Annotated in this window: 18 protein-coding genes and 1 tRNA gene; 13 read left to right on the top strand and 6 right to left on the bottom strand. The window is 69.9% G+C overall.

Annotated elements, in window-relative coordinates:
- Positions 1-495: 495 nt before the first annotated feature.
- From ABH931_RS27430 to ABH931_RS27415, 4 genes are all read left to right on the top strand, one after another.
- Positions 496-846 (top strand): winged helix-turn-helix domain-containing protein, encoded by a 351-nt coding sequence (locus ABH931_RS27430; protein WP_370118661.1) that lies wholly within the window; start codon positions 496-498, stop codon positions 844-846.
- Positions 847-1,107: 261 nt separating this feature from the next.
- Complete coding sequence (locus ABH931_RS27425) at positions 1,108-2,112, top strand: AAA family ATPase (protein ID WP_370118658.1); 1,005 nt, start codon at positions 1,108-1,110, stop codon at positions 2,110-2,112.
- Complete coding sequence (locus ABH931_RS27420; RefSeq protein WP_370118656.1) at positions 2,109-2,699, top strand: guanylate kinase; 591 nt, start codon at positions 2,109-2,111, stop codon at positions 2,697-2,699. The genes ABH931_RS27425 and ABH931_RS27420 overlap by 4 nt, the downstream gene beginning before the upstream one ends.
- Positions 2,696-3,607 (top strand): DUF1932 domain-containing protein, encoded by a 912-nt coding sequence (locus ABH931_RS27415; RefSeq protein WP_370118653.1) that lies wholly within the window; start codon positions 2,696-2,698, stop codon positions 3,605-3,607. Before ABH931_RS27420 ends, ABH931_RS27415 begins: the two co-directional genes overlap by 4 nt.
- 313 nt (positions 3,608-3,920) lie before the next feature.
- Here the strand turns inward: ABH931_RS27415 and ABH931_RS27410 are convergent, their stop codons facing one another.
- Together ABH931_RS27410 and phoU are read right to left on the bottom strand one after the other, a co-directional pair.
- Complete coding sequence (locus ABH931_RS27410) at positions 3,921-4,295, bottom strand: hypothetical protein (RefSeq protein WP_370118651.1); 375 nt, start codon at positions 4,293-4,295, stop codon at positions 3,921-3,923.
- A gap of 734 nt (positions 4,296-5,029) precedes the next feature.
- A complete protein-coding gene (gene phoU / locus ABH931_RS27405) occupies positions 5,030-5,707 on the bottom strand; it encodes a phosphate signaling complex protein PhoU (RefSeq protein ID WP_370118648.1) in 678 nt (225 codons plus the stop codon).
- Positions 5,708-5,886: 179 nt separating this feature from the next.
- Between phoU and ABH931_RS27400 the strand changes: the two genes are divergently transcribed.
- Positions 5,887-7,203, top strand: coding sequence for a sensor histidine kinase (locus ABH931_RS27400; RefSeq protein ID WP_370118645.1), 1,317 nt, complete (start codon positions 5,887-5,889; stop codon positions 7,201-7,203).
- Positions 7,200-7,886, top strand: coding sequence for a response regulator (locus ABH931_RS27395; protein ID WP_370118642.1), 687 nt, complete (start codon positions 7,200-7,202; stop codon positions 7,884-7,886). The genes ABH931_RS27400 and ABH931_RS27395 overlap by 4 nt, the downstream gene beginning before the upstream one ends.
- 100 nt (positions 7,887-7,986) lie before the next feature.
- Here the strand turns inward: ABH931_RS27395 and ABH931_RS27390 are convergent, their stop codons facing one another.
- Positions 7,987-8,619, bottom strand: coding sequence for a hypothetical protein (locus ABH931_RS27390; protein ID WP_370118639.1), 633 nt, complete (start codon positions 8,617-8,619; stop codon positions 7,987-7,989).
- Between the two features lie 375 nt (positions 8,620-8,994).
- Between ABH931_RS27390 and ABH931_RS27385 the strand changes: the two genes are divergently transcribed.
- The 6 genes from ABH931_RS27385 (at position 8,995) to ABH931_RS27360 (ending at position 15,369) form a co-directional block, all read left to right on the top strand.
- A complete protein-coding gene (locus ABH931_RS27385; RefSeq protein ID WP_030255707.1) occupies positions 8,995-9,477 on the top strand; it encodes a CarD family transcriptional regulator in 483 nt (160 codons plus the stop codon).
- A gap of 211 nt (positions 9,478-9,688) precedes the next feature.
- The gene (gene ispD, locus ABH931_RS27380) at positions 9,689-10,453 is read left to right on the top strand and encodes a 2-C-methyl-D-erythritol 4-phosphate cytidylyltransferase (RefSeq protein ID WP_370118636.1); all 765 of its coding nucleotides are present in this window, start codon (positions 9,689-9,691) and stop codon (positions 10,451-10,453) included.
- Complete coding sequence (gene ispF, locus ABH931_RS27375) at positions 10,443-10,955, top strand: 2-C-methyl-D-erythritol 2,4-cyclodiphosphate synthase (protein ID WP_370118633.1); 513 nt, start codon at positions 10,443-10,445, stop codon at positions 10,953-10,955. The genes ispD and ispF overlap by 11 nt, the downstream gene beginning before the upstream one ends.
- 175 nt (positions 10,956-11,130) lie before the next feature.
- Complete coding sequence (cysS, locus tag ABH931_RS27370; RefSeq protein ID WP_370118630.1) at positions 11,131-12,525, top strand: cysteine--tRNA ligase; 1,395 nt, start codon at positions 11,131-11,133, stop codon at positions 12,523-12,525.
- Between the two features lie 51 nt (positions 12,526-12,576).
- Positions 12,577-13,563 carry a 23S rRNA (guanosine(2251)-2'-O)-methyltransferase RlmB gene (gene rlmB, locus ABH931_RS27365; RefSeq protein WP_370118627.1) on the top strand — a complete coding sequence of 329 codons (987 nt, stop codon included), beginning with the start codon at positions 12,577-12,579 and terminating at the stop codon, positions 13,561-13,563.
- A 381-nt stretch (positions 13,564-13,944) separates the two neighbouring features.
- A complete protein-coding gene (locus ABH931_RS27360) occupies positions 13,945-15,369 on the top strand; it encodes a DoxX family protein (protein WP_370118625.1) in 1,425 nt (474 codons plus the stop codon).
- Between the two features lie 201 nt (positions 15,370-15,570).
- On the opposite strand, the gene ABH931_RS27355 is transcribed toward ABH931_RS27360, so the two are convergent.
- From ABH931_RS27355 to ABH931_RS27345, 3 genes are all read right to left on the bottom strand, one after another.
- Positions 15,571-16,344 (bottom strand): NDP-sugar synthase, encoded by a 774-nt coding sequence (locus tag ABH931_RS27355; protein ID WP_370118622.1) that lies wholly within the window; start codon positions 16,342-16,344, stop codon positions 15,571-15,573.
- Positions 16,345-16,413: 69 nt separating this feature from the next.
- Positions 16,414-16,842 (bottom strand): hypothetical protein, encoded by a 429-nt coding sequence (locus tag ABH931_RS27350; RefSeq protein ID WP_370118619.1) that lies wholly within the window; start codon positions 16,840-16,842, stop codon positions 16,414-16,416.
- A 185-nt stretch (positions 16,843-17,027) separates the two neighbouring features.
- Positions 17,028-18,128 (bottom strand): ABC transporter ATP-binding protein, encoded by a 1,101-nt coding sequence (locus tag ABH931_RS27345; protein ID WP_370118616.1) that lies wholly within the window; start codon positions 18,126-18,128, stop codon positions 17,028-17,030.
- A gap of 263 nt (positions 18,129-18,391) precedes the next feature.
- Between ABH931_RS27345 and ABH931_RS27340 the strand changes: the two genes are divergently transcribed.
- A tRNA-Thr gene (locus tag ABH931_RS27340) sits at positions 18,392-18,468 on the top strand.
- Positions 18,469-18,478 lie beyond the last annotated feature (10 nt).

Below are 18,478 nucleotides of genomic sequence, written 5' to 3'. Positions count from 1 at the left end.
AGAAGGCCCGAGCGGGGCGGCTGTGAACCTTGGCGGGAGACCAGCCGCCCTGCGCTCAGGGCGATGAAAGCGGACGCGGGCGGCTGTGAACCTTGGCGGGAGACCAGTCGCCGTCGTCCGAAGCAAGAGAGGCGCCGCGCAAGGCGGCACCTGTAGAACCGGAGGCAAGACCCTCGCGGGTCCTGCGGCCGGTTACGTGCGCGGCCTTGATGCCGCGCGGCCCGCCTTGGCCGGCAGCCCTCTCTATGGGCTCGGCGTTGGGGAGGCGGGACGCCCCAGAATCTCATCCACTGTTGAGTTCTCAAGGAACAAGTGCTTCCTTCAGCCCGTCTCACGGGGCCTCCGGGCGAGACTCTGTCTCTCTGTCTCACAGTTACTGTGGGGCAGAGAGACAGAGTTGGCAAGTCCCCTAGCCGAGCGAGAATCGGAGTGTGTTCCTCCGCGTCTCGGATGGGGCACTATGGGGCAGAGAAGCATTCGAGATGTGGAGCCTTGATGGTCGATTGGTCCGGAAAGCCCGCCTATCAGCAGGTGTCCGAAGACCTTCGGGCGAGGATCGCGGCCGGCGAGTTCGATGCCGCCGGTCGAATTCCCTCGCTGTCGCAGCTTGAGCAGCGCTACGACGTCTCAGTGACCGTGATTCGCTCTGCTGTGGCTCAGCTTCGTGAAGCTGGCCTCGTGAAGAGCCATCAGGGGAAGGCGGCGTTCCTGGTTCCCGATGCCGCAGCCATTGCGGCCAAGTCCCTGCCGCCGGCCGATCTCGACCAACTGCGGGGGGAAGTGGCTGCCCTGCGCACCGAGGTGCAGGATCTCCGGGCGCGGGTCGCGGAGCTTGAAGGCCGGTGATCCGCTTGGGGGCAGAGGGGTGGCGACGACAACGACATGTCGTCGCCACCCCTCTGTCTTGTGCCCTGACTCCTGCATCTGTCTGCCCTCCTTCGGCTGTGCTCCACTTCACACCCGATTCGGCAAAGTCGGTATCACGGTCCCTTATCCAGGTTTCGGGGCCCGCTTTTACACGTCTAGTATCACGAGCTTTATCACGACTTTTCAGCGCTGCGGCGAGTGGCTACACTCGCCGCAGCGAGCTGTTTCCTAGGAGGGGAAATGTCGCGGCAGCATCCAGATTGGACACCGGAGACGTTGCGCAAGGCGCGCGAAAAGCACGGGCTGACCCTGGAGGAATCCGGGGAACTGCTTCGCGAGATTGGTGAGCGGCACAGTCTGAACGTTGCCGCCAATTTCCAAACGATATGGGCGCACGAAAAGGGAACATCTTTCCCCGGCCCGCACTATCGACGCGCTTACAGCCTGCTTTACCGTCTGAGTGAGTCTGAGCTTGGTTTCCGCCGCGCGCTCCCCGGAGAGGGTGCCCCAGTGCAGACCATGCGTACGGCGGATGTGCTTCCCGATCAGTCGCAGATCATCCGCGAGGCGCTTGGCAGCATCCAAGAGGGATCAGATGGGGTCGATGGGTCGGCCCTACGTGAGCGGGTTATTGATGCTTGGCAGAGGCGTACGAGCGGAGACGTGACTAGCGGCCCCACGGTCCTACTGGTGGGGGGCTTCGCGGGTAGCGGCAAGTCGGAGTATGCGAAGTTCCTCGGTGGTCTTACCGGTTGGCCGATCCTGGACAAGGATTCGCTCACTCGCCCTCTCGTTGACCAGCTATTGGTGGCGCTCGGTGGAGAGGCAAACGACCGCAGCTCCGATCTATACAGGGAAAAAGTGCGCCCGCTCGAATATCGGTGCCTCATGGAGGCGGCGTGGGACAATCTTGACTGCGGAATCTCCACCATCCTGGACGCCCCGTTCATCCTTGAATTTTCCCAGTCGGACTGGATGCAGCGTTTCTACAACCGCTGCAAGTCCAAGCGCGTGGCAGTGGCCAGCATCTGGGTCGAGTGCGATCCCGACTCGATGCGCGAGTACATCGAATTCCGAGGCGCTGCACGCGACGTGTGGAAGATGGAAGCGTGGGACGAGTACCTCGCGTCACTCAATCTCGAACTACGCCCGCAGGGGCCCCACTTCATCGTTGACAACCGCTTGGGGGCAGCCATCGCTGCTGCCGACCAGGCACGCGACATGTTGAGCGGAGGCGGACTGTGAAGCCCAAGGGCGTCATTCTCTACGGCCCTCCGGGGGCTGGGAAGGACACAGTTACCGCCGAACTGTCCTCGCTCAGCAGCGCCTATCGACTCTTCCAGCGGCTCAAGGCGGGACCGGGCAGAACGACGGGATACCGGCTCACCACTGCCGACCATCTGGCGGAGCTGGACGCCAGCGGCGGGCTGCTCTACAGCAACGAGCGTTATGGCGCCCGATACGGGATCGATCGGGCAGGGCTGACGGAGATGTTCGACGCCGGCACCGTCCCGATCCTGCACATGGGACAGATTGCCGGAGCCGTGGCGGTCGAGAAGTATCCCGCCGGATGGGTCAGGGTCTTGCTGTGGTGCTCGCGAACGGCGACGGCGAGTCGGTGCGAGCGTCGGGGGGATCAGGACGTGCCTGCGCGGTTGGAGGTGTGGGATGAGACTCGCCTTGACCTCCTTGAGCACCACAGAGAACCGGGGTGGGCCCTCGTCATCGACACGGAGCAGGCCAGCCCACAGGCGAGCGCAGAGCTGATCCACGATGCCGTTTCGTCAGAGGCCATGCGATCGGTGCCGCTGTTGGACGAGTGGTTGCCATGACCGGCGCTCTAAAGCCAGTGGTCGGGGTGCTCCACCCGGGCAGCATGGGCGCGGCCATCGCCGCGCAGGCGGCGGATGCTGGCGCGACCGTGCTTTGGTGCAGCGCAGGGCGGAGCGAAGCCAGCAGGGCCAGGGCGCGCGCCGCAGGTCTTACGGAGGTGCGGACGCTGGGCGAGCTAGTGGAGCGCTCCGGCGTAGTTCTGAGCATCTGCCCGCCGGCCCACGCCGAGGATGTGGCCGAAGCCGTGGCGAGTCTCCGATTCGCAGGGATCTTCGTGGAGTGCAACGCGATCTCGCCCGTTCGCGTGACGCGGATCGCCGCGCGCTTGGGCTTGAACGGCACGGCCAAGGCGGTCATTGATGGCGCGGTGGTGGGCTCGCCGCCCAGAGGCTCCAAGACCGCGCGGCTCTACCTTGCTGGCCCAATGCGAGCGGTTCGGATCATTGAGGGCCTGTTCGCGGGCACGGGCGTCCACGTCAAGGCGCTCTCGGCAGACCACTACGGCCAAGCGTCGGCTCTCAAGCTGTCCTACAGCGCCTACCAGAAGGCGAGCCGGGCGCTTGCTGCGGTGGCGTACGGACTCGCAGAAGCCCACGGCGTAGGGGATGAGCTGCTGGACATCGCGGCAGGGCGAGGTGGCAGCTACCTGTCCGAGGTCGACTACATCCCCAAGATTGCGGCTCGTGCTTGGCGGTGGGGGCCCGAGATGCTTGAGGTCGCGGATGCGCTTCGCGCGAAGGGACTGCCCGCGGAACAAGCCCTTGCCGCCGCCGAGGTGATGGCCCGCTGGGAGGCGGACAAAGATCAGTCGCTCGCGGTCGGAGAGGCTCTGGAGCACCTCCGCAAAGGTGGCGCGGAGCAAAGATCCGGAGGGGCGGCGGACGAGATGAAGCGGACGACCGGCTGACCGGGAGTATCCGTCCGGGGTCGACCGCAAGCCGGGCGCGGGCTGCTCCTCTTCATCGGTCAGGGGTCCACCGCTGGGCCCTCTCTGGGCCCTCCGGGGTCGCCCTAGGACGACCAATGACGACGTACAACGACTGCCCAATAGGAGGTCAGCTGAGGTGCTCAGCCCGCTGACCAGGGTCGAAAATAGGGCCCCCCAGACCCAGGGCAAGAAGTAACGACCCGCACCACCGGGCCCCTCACCCGCGCACACGGCGCGGCTGAGGGGCCCTCTTCTCTTCCCAGCCTCTTCCGGGCCGTCGTCGGCCGGTCGGTCACGGGCCACCGGAGAGGTTGTACTGGTCGACCGCGTGGGTCCCGCGGACAAGGTAGAGCACGACCGCCGTCCCCGACCCGGAGGGCGAGCAGTGAGGCCCGGCAGCCTGCGGCGTCCATGTCTGCTTGTAGACCGGCCAGGAGCCGAACCCGAAGCGGTACACCTCGGTGAGCCGGCCGTCGCCCTTCGGCAGTGCAGCGACCGTGCCGGACGGGTCGTAGTCCCGGCCGCAGTAGTACAGCTTCTGCGGCGCCGACCACCACGCGAAGGTCTTGTAGGTCATCCGGTAGTGCAGCCACCATCCGCTCGCGAGCGCCAGGGCGAGTGCCACCACGCCCACGACCGCTCCGCGTGCCCCGATCCGCGCGCCCACCCCTGCTCCCCTCGACGTCCGACCTCGAAGACCCGTCGGGGAAGCATTTGGTTCCCGTCGGCGCGGGTAGGGGAGGCTCGGCTGGAGGGGGGGCGGACGGAGCTCCGCTCGCCGCCCAGCAGAGCTACCTGCTGGCGTGGTTCACGCCCTCGGCGATGACCCTGGTCGACGCCCTCGGCGTCCAGGTACGGGACCGGGTCGGGGACGAGCACGCCAGGTCCGTCGACATGCTGAAGGGCGCGGAGCGCAGGCCCACCTTGGAGCAGGGCTGGTAGCCGGCAGGTCGGCGCCGCCTGGCGAAGCCGTGGGGCGAGCGGACCCCACGGCTTCCCGGTGACGCGCCGCGTCGCCGCCTCGTGCTCGGTTCCTCGGCGCTCGGTTCCTCAGCGCTTGGTTCCTCGGCGCTTGGTGCCTTGGTTGCTCAGTGCGAGCAGCAGCCCCCACCGCACTGGCAGGTGCCGCCGGACTGGCAGCCGCAGCCGCAGCCCGAGCCGCAGCCGCAGGCGCCCAGCAAGGGGAGCCGGGTGGGTGCGTTCGACGCCGGTGGGGTCGGGGACGGGGGAGTCGGAGTCAGGCTTTGCGTGATACGGGCCATGGAGACAGGTCCTCCTCGTGGCTGCCGGGCCCGTGCGATCGGCGGGCCCGTCTGTCCCCCAGTGAAATGGCCCGTGTACGCAGCGTCAACGGGCGTACGGGCTCACCCGTACGCCCGTTTGAGCGCCCCCACGCAAGGGTTACTCCTGGCCGGGGCCGGCCTCGGGGACGAAGTCGTCCGCGTGCTCGCCGGTGACCAGGAAGACCACGCGCTTGGCCACCGAGACCGCGTGGTCGGCGAAGCGCTCGTAGTAGCGGCCGCAGAGCGTGACGTCGACCGCCGTCTCCACACCGTGGTGCCAGCGGTCGTCGAGCAGGTGGGCGAAGAGCAGCTTGTGCAGCTCGTCCATCCGGTCGTCGTCGCGCTCCAGCTCCAGCGCCTCGTCGACGTCCTTGGTCGCGATCACCTGACCGGCCTTGGCGATCAGGCGCTGGGCGAGCTGGCCCATCTCCAGGATGATCGGGTGCAGGTCCTGCGGGACCGCGGACTCCGGGTAGCGCAGCCGGGCCAGCTTGGCCACGTGGCGGGCCAGGTCGCCGCTGCGCTCCAGGTCCGCGCTCATGCGCAGGGAGGTGACCACGATGCGCAGGTCGGTCGCGACCGGCTGCTGGCGGGCCAGCAGCGCGATGGCGCGGTTCTCCAGGTCATGGTGCAGCTGGTCCAGCTTCTCGTCCGCGGCGATCACGGACTCCGCCAGCTCCAGGTCGGCGTCGAGCAGCGCCGTGGTCGCCCGGCCCATCGCGGAGCCGGCCAGGCGGGCCAACTCCACCAGGCCGTCGCTGATCGAGTCGAGTTCCTCGTGGTACGCGTCGCGCATGCTTAGCTCTCATCCCTCCTGGACGGGTGTTCGCAGACTACTGTGCGCCGCCCGGACGACCCACGTCCTCAGCAGGAGTGAACCACCGGAGACGTGAAGGTGAATTCTCGGCATCCGGCGGCTGAGCGCATTGTCCGAGGGTTACGGCAGGTCACCGACGTGCGCTTACGCTGATTGGCATGGATGTGAACGTGGCCGCCGCCTCCGTCAGCGCGCTCGTCGGGCTCGGAGTCGGCCTTACCGCCGCGCTCGCCTTCCGCTGGAGCGAGAAGGAGCACCTGCCCTCCAAGCGCACCGACCAGCAGGAGGAACCGGCTCTGCCGCCGGGTGTGGACACCGTGCTGTCGGTGTTGCGCTCCTGCGCCGTCGTGCTGGACGAGAGCGATCAGGTGATCAAGGCGAGCTCCGCCGCCTACGCCCTCGGGCTGGTGCGGGGAGGGGCGATCGCCGTCGACGCGATCCTCGCCATGGGCCGGCTCACCCGGCGTGACGGCGAGATACGGCAGGCCGACCTCGACATCCCCAGACGCGCGAGCGGCGGGGGTGAGCTGCTCGCGGTCTCCGTCCGCGTCGCGCCGCTGGGGTCCCGGCTGGTGCTGGTGCTGGTCGAGGACCTGACCGAGGCCCGGCGGATCGAGGCGGTGCGCCGCGACTTCGTCGCCAACGTCTCGCACGAGCTGAAGACGCCCGTCGGCGCCCTCTCGCTGCTCTCCGAGGCGGTCCAGGACGCCAGCGACGACCCCGAGGCGGTGCGCCGCTTCGCCGGCCGCATGCTGATCGAGTCCGCCCGGCTGACCAACCTGGTGCAGGAGATCATCGAGCTCTCCCGGGTCCAGGACGACGTCCGTCTGGTCGACGCCGAGATGGTGCCGATCGACGAGCTGGTCGCCGAGGCGATGGACCGCTGCCGCCACCAGGCCGCGGCCAAGCAGATCACCATGGCCGCCGGTGGCATCGCGGGCCTCCAGCTCTACGGCAACCGCGGCCAGCTCGCCGCGGCGCTGGGCAACCTCGTGGAGAACGCCGTCAACTACAGCCCCGCCCGTACCCGGGTGGCCATCGCGGCCCGCAAGCTCCCCGGCGGCAAGCAGGACCTGGTGGAGATATCCGTCACCGACCAGGGTGTGGGCATCTCCGAGAAGGACCGCGACCGGATCTTCGAGCGCTTCTACCGGGTCGACCCGGCCCGCTCCCGCGCCACCGGGGGCACCGGCCTCGGCCTTTCCATCGTCAAGCACGTCGCCGCGTCCCACGGCGGCAGCGTGGCAGTGTGGAGTGTCGAGGGCCAGGGCTCGACGTTCACCCTGCGCCTGCCCACCGTGAAGGGCACCGAGAACGCCACCGGACTCAACGCCGTCGGCCACCCCGACTTCGACGGCCCAGCCGTCCTCGACGACCCCGCCGACCACGACGGAGCCGGCGACCTGCCCGCCGGCCCCGACGCCCACCCCCCTGCTCCCACCACCACCCCTGCCGCCCCGGAGGCCATGCCGTGACCCGTGTGCTTGTCGTCGAGGACGAGGAGTCCTTCAGCGACGCCCTCTCCTACATGCTGCGCAAGGAGGGCTTCGAGGTGGCCATCGCCGCCACCGGCCCCGACGCGCTGGACCAGTTCGAGCGCAACGGCGCGGACCTGGTGCTGCTCGACCTGATGCTGCCCGGCCTGCCGGGTACCGAGGTCTGCCGCCAGTTGCGTGCCAAGTCCTCCGTACCGGTGATCATGGTCACCGCCAAGGACAGTGAGATCGACAAGGTCGTCGGGCTGGAGATAGGGGCGGACGACTACGTCACCAAGCCCTACTCGACCCGTGAGCTCGTCGCCCGGATCCGCGCGGTGCTGCGCCGCCGCGGCGAGACCGAGGAGACCAGTGGTGGCCCCGGCGCGCTGGAGGCCGGCCCGGTCCGCATGGACGTGGACCGTCACGTGGTGACCGTCGACGGCGCCAAGGTCGACCTGCCGCTCAAGGAGTTCGACCTGCTGGAGATGCTGCTGCGCAACGCGGGCCGGGTGCTCACCCGTATGCAGCTGATCGACCGGGTCTGGGGCGCCGACTACGTCGGCGACACCAAGACCCTCGACGTCCACGTCAAGCGCCTGCGCGCGAAGATCGAGCCGGACCCGGGCGCCCCGCGCTACCTGGTCACCGTGCGCGGCCTGGGCTACAAGTTCGAGCCCTGATCGGCCCGAGCAGGACGAGGTTCACTCGAAAGAGGCCGGGGCGGCACCGAACATTCGGTGCCGCCCCGGCCTCTTGTGATGTGACGTGCGAGGTGACGCGTCAGTGCGTGGAGCTGGGCGACGGCGAGGTCTTCTTGGGCTCGCCGGCCTTCTTGGTCTCGTGCGCGGCGGCCGAGCCGGACGCGGCCGGCAGGCCGGTGCCGCTGGCCGAGGGCAGCACCGCGGTCAGGGTCGGCGTCGGCGTGGCCGGGGCGTACGGGGCGTACTCGCCGGTGCCGGTCTGGATCTGGGCGTTCAGCGTGACCGAGCCGCCGTTGGCGAAGACGAAGGTCACCGGGATGTTGGCGCCCGCGGGCTGGTCCAGGGTCGGCACGGTCGCCAGCGTGGCGTTGGCGCCCGGGGTGCCCAGGCTCAGTGCGGAGCCGCTCGGGATGGCCGTGGTGCCCGTCAGGGTGGCGGCGGTGGTGCCGACGGTGACCGAGACGAGGTTCTCGGCCTGCGTCTCGTTGTTGGCGATGCTCGCGATGACGCTGGCCGGCGCGTTGCCCTGGGCGTCGGTGACGACGGCCACGCCGTTCAGCTTGAGCTGGCCATTGCTGATGGCGGTGGCGGCTGCGTTCGGCTTGACCTGAAGGGTCGCCGCGCTGGACCCCGCAGAGCAGGCGGCGAGGACGGGGGCGATCGCGACGGCGATGACGGCGGCGACCGCGCCGCGACGAAGACTGCGGCTCACGGGGAGGGTGCTCCTTGTTGAACGGTTTGAAGGTTCTGGTCCGCGTTCAGATTACCGAGGGCCTTTATCCGCTCCACACGGGGTAGCCCGTGTCGCACCCACGAGCCGGTCCGAACAGGTCGGTGGACCCGCCTGGACGAAGATCAGATCACGGTTGGATAACGCCCTGAACGCAAGATCATTGCAGGGTGACGGCCTTCGCGCAGGTTCGTGGACAACCGCTCCGACCTGCGAGAAGGGGTTCTCGAACAGGGGTCGCAGCACGGAACCGGGGCCGTTGTCAAGCCTGCGAACCAGCTCTGACCTGCGGAAACGCCCTTCTGATACGGCCCGGAGCGTGTTACTCTGGAAAGCCACGGAAGGGGTACCTGTCACATGACGTTCAAGGTTGGCGACACCGTGGTCTACCCCCATCACGGGGCCGCGCTGATCGAGGCCATCGAAATTCGCCAGATCAAAGGTGTGGACAAGACCTATCTGGTGCTCAAGGTGCAGCAGGGCGACCTGACGCTGCGCGTTCCTGCAGAGAACGCCGAGTTCGTCGGCGTGCGCGACGTGGTCGGCCAGGACGGTCTGGACCGGGTCTTCGAGGTGCTGCGAGCACCGTACACCGAAGAGCCGACCAACTGGTCCCGCCGCTACAAGGCGAACCTGGAGAAGCTCGCCTCGGGTGACGTTATCAAGGTCGCCGAGGTTGTGCGCGACCTTTGGCGTCGCGAGCGCGAGCGCGGGCTGTCCGCTGGTGAGAAGCGGATGCTCGCCAAGGCGCGCCAGATCCTGGTGAGCGAGCTCGCGCTCGCGGAGAACACCAACGAGGACAAGGCGGAGACGCTGCTCGACGAGGTGCTCGCCTCGTAGTACGCAGACACACGGTTGCGCGCCCTGCCCGCGCGCAGACGTGTGCCCATGCGGTTCTTCTCGTTCGTCCCAGCGCCTGGCGGTTGCATCGCCGGGCGCTGAGGCGTACGCCGAACATGGTGCGGTGCCTGGTGGTCCACCGTGTGGTGGTCCGCTGCCGGGCGCAAGCGTCAAGGTGCGCTTCACGGAAGGGCGCTGAGCCCGGCACGCCTTGACCGTACCCACATCCCCGAAGGGACCAAACCTGAACGCCGCAGCAGTGGTGCCCGCAGCGGGACGCGGTGAGCGACTGGGGCCCGGTGCCCCGAAGGCGCTGCGCGAGCTCGGCGGGGTGCCCATCCTCGTCCACGCGGTCCGGGTGCTGGCGCGTTCGCGCGCCGTCGGCACGGTCGTGGTGGTGGCGCCCAAGGACGGCGTCGCCGAAGTGAGAGCACTGCTCGCGGACGCGATCGGCGAACGCGAGAGCGCCGCTCTCGTCGTGGTGCCCGGCGGCGAGACCCGCCAGGAGTCGGTCCGGGCCGGCCTCGCCGCGCTCCCGGCCGACATCGACGTCGTCCTCGTGCACGATGCCGCACGCCCGCTCGTCCCCGTCGACGTGGTCGACGCCGTCGCGCGCGCCGTCGCCGACGGCGCCGAGGCCGTCGTGCCGGCCGTCCCGCTCGCCGACACCGTCAAGCAGGTCACCCCGGCCCGCGCCGCCGGCCTGCCCGAGCCCGTCGTCGGCACCCCCGACCGCGCCACCCTGCGCGCCGTGCAGACGCCGCAGGGCTTCCGCCGTGACGTGCTCGACCGCGTCCACGCCAAGGCCGTCGAGGAGGGTGTCGACGCGACCGACGACGCCGGGCTCGTCGAGCGCTTCGGCGGCCGCGTCGTGGTCGTGCCCGGTCACGAGGAGGCCTTCAAGGTCACCCGCCCGCTCGACCTGGTCCTCGCCGAGGCCGTCCTGGCCCGCCGGAGGTCCCGCGATGAGTACTGAGCCCGCCACCGCGGCAGCCGGTGCCCCCGGGTACCGGCTGCCGCGCACCGGCATCGGCACCGACACCCACGCCTTCGCCGCCGGCCGTGAGCTCTGGGTCGCCGGACTGCGGTGGGACGGCTACGAGGTCGGCCTGGACGGCCACTCCGACGCCGACGTCGTCGCCCACGCAGCCTGCAACGCCCTCTTCTCCGCCGCCGGCCTCGGCGACCTCGGCGCCCACTTCGGCACCGACCGCCCCGAGTGGGCCGGCGCCCCCGGCGTGAAGCTGCTGGCCGAGGCGGCCCGCATCGTCCGCGAGGCCGGATTCGAGATCGGCAACGTCGCCGTGCAGGTCGTCGGACCGTTCCCGAAGATCGGCATGCGGCGGGCGGAGGCGCAGGAACTGCTCTCGGCCACGGTCGGAGCGCCCGTCTCCGTCTCCGGGGCGACCACGGACGGCCTCGGCTTCCCCGGCCGCGCGGAGGGCCTGACCGCCGTCGCGACCGCGCTCGTCTACTGACGTCTCCACTGAGTCGTCCGAGTCGTCGCTACTGAGTCGCCGACCCGGTCCCGGTCCTCTCCGTCGCACTGCCGTCACCCGCAAAGCTGACGGCAGTGCAACAACGGCGATAAAGCAGTGTGGCCCGTCCCCCGATGGGCGTAGTGCAGTGCCCGCCGCCCACTACCCTGGTGGGGTGAGCATTCGCCTGCACGACACCGCCTCCGGCCAGGTCCGCGACTTCGTCCCGAGCACGCCGGGCTGCGTGTCGATCTACCTGTGCGGAGCGACCGTCCAGGCCGCGCCGCACATCGGTCACATCCGCTCCGGCCTGAACTTCGACATCATCCGCCGGTGGTTCGCCCACCGCGGCTACGACGTCACCTTCGTCCGGAACGTCACCGACATCGATGACAAGATCATCGCCAAGTCGCGTGAGTTCGGCCTGCCCTGGTGGCAGATCGCCTACGCCAACGAGCGCGCCTTCAACGACGGCTACACCGCGCTCGGCTGCCTCCCGCCGACCGGCGAGCCGCGCGCGACCGGGCACATCACCGAGATGATCGAGATGATGCAGGCGCTCATCGAGCGCGGTCACGCCTACGCGACGCCCGAGGGCAACGTCTACTTCTCCGTCACCTCCTACGCCGACTACCTCGCGCTGTCGCACCAGGAGTTGGACAACCTGCGCCAGCCCGAGAGCGAGGGCGAGACGGGCAAGCGCGACCCGCGCGACTTCGCCATGTGGAAGGCCGCCAAGCCCGGCGAGCCCAGCTGGCCCACCCCGTGGGGCCGCGGGCGCCCCGGCTGGCACCTGGAGTGCTCCGCCATGGCGCACAAGTACCTGGGCCGCGGCTTCGACATCCACGGCGGCGGGCGGGACCTGATCTTCCCGCACCACGAGAACGAGATCGCCCAGTCCAAGGCCTTCGGCGACGACTTCGCCACCTACTGGCTGCACAACGCCTGGGTGACCCTCAGCGGCGAGAAGATGAGCAAGTCGCTCGGCAACTCGGTGCTGGTCTCCGAGATGGTCGTGAACTGGCGGCCCGTCGTGCTGCGCTACTACCTCGGCACGCCGCACTACCGCTCCACCATCGAGTACAGCGAGGACGCGCTGCGCGAGGCCGAGACCGGCTTCAACCGCATCGAGTCCTTCCTTCAGCGGGTGGTCGAGCTGCACGGCGCGGTCGAGCCCGCCGCCGACGTGCCGCCCGCCTTTGCCGAGTCGATGGACGAGGACTTCGGCGTCCCCGGCGCCATGGCGATCGTCCACACCGCCGTCCGGCAGGGCAACGCCGCACTCGCCGCCGACGACAAGGAGAGCGCGGTCGCGCGTATGTCGGAGGTCCGTGCGATGCTCGGTGTGCTGGGCATGGACCCGCTCGACCCGTTCTGGGCCGGCCCGGGCTCGGGCGAGGACCTCCACGGCGTGGTGGACTCGCTGGTCCGGCTCGTCCTGGAGCAGCGTCAGGCTGCCCGCGAGCGCAAGGACTGGGCCACCTCCGACGCCATCCGTGACCGCCTGGTCCAGGCCGGGCTCAACATCGAGGACCGCGCGGACGGCTCGCGCTGGACCCTCAACAAGTGACCTTTTCTTAAGCCCGTAGTAGCAGTGTCAGCAGGAAGCAGGACAGCACCCATGGCCGGCAACAGCCAGCGCAGGAACCGCCGCAACCCCGGATCGAAGAAGGGCGCGTCGGTCGGCACGGGTGGCCACAGCCGTCGGGCGCTCGAGGGCAAGGGCCCGACGCCGCCCGGTGAGGCGCGCAAGGGCCACCCGAAGCAGCGCGCCGCGAATGCCGCCGCCAAGCGTGCCGCCGACAACAAGGCGCGCGGCGCGCGCCGCGGCGGCGTCCACGGCCGCACCGGCAAGTCCGGCGCGGAGCTGGTCTACGGCCGCAACTCCGTGCTGGAGGCGCTGCAGGGTGACGTTCCCGCGTCCGCGCTGTACGTCCAGCAGTTCATCGACAACGACGACCGCGTCCGCGACGCGCTGTCGCTGGCCACCGAGCGCGGCGTCCCGCTGATGGAGGCCCCGCGCCAGCAACTGGACAACCTCGCCGAGGGCCACAACCACCAGGGCCTGATCCTCCAGGTCCCGCCGTACGAGTACGCCCACCCGGACGACCTCGTGGCGGCGGCCGGCGTCAACCGTGACGCCCCGCTGATCGTCGCGCTCGACGGCATCACCGACTCCCGCAACCTCGGCGCGGTCGTCCGCTCCGTCGCGGCGTTCGACGGCCACGGCGTCGTCGTCCCCGAGCGCCGCTCGGCCGGCATGACGGCCGGCGCGTGGAAGACCTCCTCCGGCGCGGCGGCGCGGGTCCCGGTCGCCCGGGCCAGCAACCTGACGCGTGCGCTGGAGGCCTACAAGAAGGCCGGCCTCTTCGTCGTCGGCATGGCCGCGGACGGCGAGCACGACCTCGTCGACCTCGACGCGCTGACGGGCCCCGTCGTGGTCGTCATGGGCTCGGAGGGCAAGGGCATGTCCCGCCTGGTCGCCGAGACCTGCGACCTGACGGTCCGTATCCCGATGCCGGGCCAGGCCGAGTCCCTCAACGCGGGCGTGGCCGCCGGCATCGTCCTCTACGAGGCCGCCCGCCTGCGCGCGAAGCCGAAGAAGTAGGCACCACCTCCGGTTGCACCGTCCGGGGGCGCGGGGCCCTGCTTGATCAACTGCGGGCGCGAGCAACCACCTGTTCTGCTCGATCAACTACGGGCGCGAGCAACCACCCTGTGCGGATGGCCCTGTTCAGCGGGGACCATCCGCACGTCGGTGGCTTGTCGCGCACGCAGTTGATCAAGCAGAGCCCCGCGCCCCTGACGTTCGCGACGTTCCCCCGGCCCGAACCCGACCGAGTGGTTCGTATTACGGCTCGCCCGGTCGGCTGTCAACCGGGAGTGTCCTTCCGGCCCCTCGGCCGGTTAGTGGGATGTGGACACCAGAACACGTACCCGTCCTCGTCCCACGGCGGCGAACGCCGGTGGGATAGACGGCGGCGAGCCCATGCTCAACATGGTCAAGGTGCCGTCGGACCCCTCGCGGCTCAACACCACCACCGCGAGCTTCCGAGTCCGCTTCACCCCGCCCGCGGGCTCGCTGGTCGACGCGGGCCTGGTCGGCGTCGACGTGGGCAGACGTGAGTCCATGCTCGTCGGCGCGGGCGCCGTCGGCGCCGCCGCGGGCGTCCGCGGGGTCGCGGCGATGCCGCGCCGCCGCGGACGGGTGACGCCGATCACCTGGACGGGGCAGCTGGACCTGGTGGTCCCCGGCGTCACGCCGGGCGTGCAGCCGGGCATCCTCGGCGTGCCGCCGCAGTCCCCGGGGCCGCGCACCCAGGAGCTGGAGACGACCCAGCCGCTCAGCCTCGCCGACCTCGACGGCTACGGCGACGACCTGACCGACGTCCAGGTCTTCGAGCCGGCCGCGCGCAGGCCTCCGCTCCCGGACACGGGCGAGAGCACCGGCGCGTCCCAGCACGAGACCTGGCAGTCGAACAAGCGCGTCGACCTCGGCCTGGTCCTGCTGCCGCTGCGCGTCTTCCTCGGCCTGTTCTCCATCTACGCCGGCTTCAGCAAGCTGTGCGACCCCGTCTTCTTCGACGGCGGCGCACGCGGCTCGATGGTGCACTGGATGCAGGCGCTGCACCCGTGGAGCGTCGCGCAGCCGCTGATGCAGCTGGCGCTGGCCCACCCGGTGGGCGCGGGGCTGGCGGTGGCCTTCGTCCAGATCAACGTCGGCGTGCTGGCGGTGCTGGGTCTGTGGCAGCGCTTCACCGCCGCCGTGGCGATGACGCTCTCCTTCGCGCTGCTGGTGACGGTGAGTTGGCGGACGGTCCCGGTCTACGACACCCCGGAGATCATCTACCTGGCCGCCTGGAGCCCGCTGCTGTTGGCCGGCGCGCCGATGTTCTCGCTGGACGGCTGGCTGCACCTGGAGGCCTGGCATCGGCTCGGCGAGCAGGCGCGCGTCGCGCAGCTGCGGCGCCGGGTGATGCGGCGGGGCGTCGTGTTGACCACCGTCGTGGTGGGGGTGACGCTGCTGCTCGGCTCCGCGCTCGGCGCGGCGGTGCGGGCCTCGCACGTCACGCAGACCACGACGGTCCCGGCCGAGCAGCAGCAGCCGTCCGAGGCGCCGACGCAGGTCCTGCCGGTCGGTGCCTGGCCGACCGGCGAGGTGCCGGTCCCGGTGGGCGTGACGCCGAAGTCCGGCGCCACCTCCCCGGCGGCTGCCAAGCCCTCGCCCTCGGCGTCCGCGAAGCACCACCGCGGCACCACGACGGGCCACAGCGGCGCCACGGGCACCGGCAGCACGGCCGGTGGCACCGGCGGTGCCGGCGCTCCGCCGACCCGCTCCCACAACCCGGCGCCCGCGCCGACCCCGTCGAGTGGCAGCGGCGTGATCGGCGGCCTGCTGGGCGGTGGTGGCTGAGCCGCCGGCCGCACGACGAGAAAGACCCCCGGCCCTGGGCCGGGGGTCCTTCTTTCTGTCTCGGGTTCACGGCCGGTTGCTCAGGCCGCGGGTCAGCACGGGTCAGGCCACGGGGTCAGCCCTCCGCGTCAGGCCACAGGGTTCAAACCATGGGGTTCAGACCACTTGGGCCAGGCCACGGGGTCACCACTTGGGTCGGGCTCAGGCCTCGGCGGCAGCGCGGACGGCGGCGAGCTCCTTGGCGGCCTCGCTGAGGTCCTTGGCGGTGTCGATCGCGCGCCAGTAGACGCCCTGCGGCAGCTCGTAGCCGGAGAGGCGACGCTCGCGGGCCAGACGCGGGAACGTGGAGCGCTCGTGGTCGCCCAGGTCCGGCAGCATGGAGGCGAACTGGGCCGAGAAGACGTACACGCCGGCGTTGATGAGGTACGGCGACGGCGGGGACTCGATGAAGTCCAGGATGTTGCCGAACTGGTCGACGTCCACCGTGCCCCAGGGCAGGCGCGGACGGGCCAGGGCGAGCGTCGCGTGGGCGTCACGGGCCGCGTGGAAGCCGGACATGTCGCGCAGCGAGAAACGGGTCCAGATGTCGCCGTTGGTGGCGTACCAGGGCTCGTTCTGGCGCGGCAGCGAGGAGGCTGCGAACTTCAGGCCGCCGCCGCGGCCCAGCGGCTCGGTCTCGACCACGGTGCTGACGTTCAGCCCCAGGTCGGCGGTCTTCAGGTAGTCCTGAAGCACGTCGGCGAGGTAACCGCAGGAGACGACGACGTCGGTGACGCCCTCCTCGGCCAGCCACTGGAGCTGGTGGCCGATGATCGGAACGCCGGTGCCGGGGATCTCGATCATCGGCTTGGGACGGTCGTCGGTGTACGGGCGGAGACGGGAGCCCTGGCCGCCGGCCAGGATCACGGCCTGCGTCACCGTCGGCTTGGCCAGCGGCGACCCCCCGGCGGAGGGGATGAGGTGCTCTGCGGTCATGGCCTCACCCTAGTGGGCAGAAGTGTGAGCGAGGCCCGACGTCACCCGATGGTCACCTGAACCAGTGCATCAATTCGCCGGGCTGAGGGAACCCGCCGCGAAGGACGCGTCGCACACGGGGCGGGCGTAGGAGAGCGCCTTGTGCACGTCGCCGTGGTACTTCCGGACGGCGGCCTGGCCGAGCTCGCGCGCCAGCGAGGAGCAGTACTGGCGCAGCGACGGTTCACGGTCCATGGTGCGCTCCAGGTCGTTCAGCGCGACGGCGGGGCTCTTGACCGTCAACTCCCGGAGCAGGCGCGCCCGGAGGGCGGCGTCGGGGGCGACGGGGGCGGGCTGCGCCGGGGCCTGCGCGTCGGCCGCGGCCGTCAGCGACTGGACGTCGGCGGTGGCCGGCGGTGCCCAGGAGACCTTGGCGACGGCGAGGGTGCCGGTCGTCACGAGGACGAGCGGCAGTACGAAGGCGAGAGATCGGCCGATGCGGCGAGCTAGCTGCTTCACAGCGGCGATGCTAGCGAGGCGTGATGATTCGGCGACATTGCGTCACTCCAACGAGTGAGTCTGGTGTCGGAATTCTCCCGAAAAGCCGGAAGCCGCCCGGGCGAACCCGGGCGGCTTCCGCGCTTTTTGCCGATGACGCGAACCGGTTGTCCTGGTCCGGTCGGTCCGGTCGGTCCGTCGCTCGGTCAGTCGGTCAGACGGGCACCGGTCTTGGTGGAGAACAGGTGCAGCTCGCCCTGGCGCGGCACCACGTGCAGCACCTCGCCGCGGGCCGGCACGGCACGGCCGCCGACGCGGACGACCAGGTCCTTGTCCTCGCCGCCGACCTTCGCGGTGCCGTAGACGTAACCGTCGGCGCCGAGCTCCTCGACGACGTTCACGGTCACGGCCAGACCGGCGTCGCCGTCGGCCGCGCCCGCCAGGTCCAGGTGCTCGGGGCGGACGCCCACGGTCAGCGTGGTGTCGCCGTTCGCGGATGCCTCGGCCACGGCCTCGCGCGAGACCGGCACCACGGTGCCACCGAACTGCACACCACCGTCGACCAGCGGAACCTCGATGAGGTTCATCGCCGGCGAGCCGATGAAGCCGGCCACGAACAGGTTCGCGGGGCGGTCGTACATGTTGCGCGGGCTGTCGACCTGCTGGAGCAGACCGTCCTTGAGCACGGCCACCCGGTCGCCCATGGTCATGGCCTCGACCTGGTCGTGGGTGACGTAGACGGTCGTGATGCCCAGGCGGCGCTGGAGCGACGCGATCTGGGTACGCGTCTGCACCCGGAGCTTGGCGTCCAGGTTGGACAGCGGCTCGTCCATGAGGAAGACCTGCGGCTCACGCACGATCGCGCGGCCCATGGCGACACGCTGACGCTGACCACCGGAGAGCGCCTTCGGCTTGCGGTCCAGGTACTCGGTCAGGTCGAGGATCTTCGCGGCCTCTTCGACCTTGGTGCGGATCTCGGCCTTGTTGACGCCGGCGATCTTCAGGGCGAAGCCCATGTTCTCGGCGACGGTCATGTGGGGGTAGAGCGCGTAGTTCTGGAACACCATGGCGATGTTCCGGTCCTTGGGCGGGAGGTGGGTGACGTCACGGTCACCGATGCGGATGGCGCCGCCGTTCACGTCCTCCAGGCCGGCCAGCATGCGCAGGCTGGTGGACTTGCCACAACCGGAGGGACCGACCAGGACGAGGAACTCCCCGTCCGCGATCTCCAGCTCCAGCGCGTCGACCGCGGGCTTCTCGCCGCCCGGGTACAGACGGGTGGCCTTGTCGAAAGTCACCGTAGGCATAGTGCTTCTGCTCTCCTTCACCGGCAGGAACGTGCCGGACGATCCGATGTAAAGGGGGGTGTGTCCGTATGAACTTGTCGCTTCTGTCGCCCTCCCGCACCCCGTACCAACCCGCCGGAGCGGCACGGTCCACGATGAGGTCTAGTCCACCAGCGAAGTGAACTCCGGGTGACGTTACCTGTCCGATGGTGTGCTTGTCAGCCCTCCCTCGGCACAAAATGCACCCGCCATCCACTCCGCCCGCCCGGTACACTGCCAACCGCGCCTCCTTAGCTCAGCTGGCCAGAGCACCGCTCTTGTAAAGCGGGGGTCGTCGGTTCGAACCCGACAGGGGGCTCCATCCGCGAGAG

The organism is Streptacidiphilus sp. MAP12-33, assembly GCF_041261265.1.
Classification (GTDB): domain Bacteria; phylum Actinomycetota; class Actinomycetes; order Streptomycetales; family Streptomycetaceae; genus Streptacidiphilus.
Note: the sequence above shows the minus strand (reverse complement) of the source record. Positions and strands in the feature narration are given on the sequence as shown.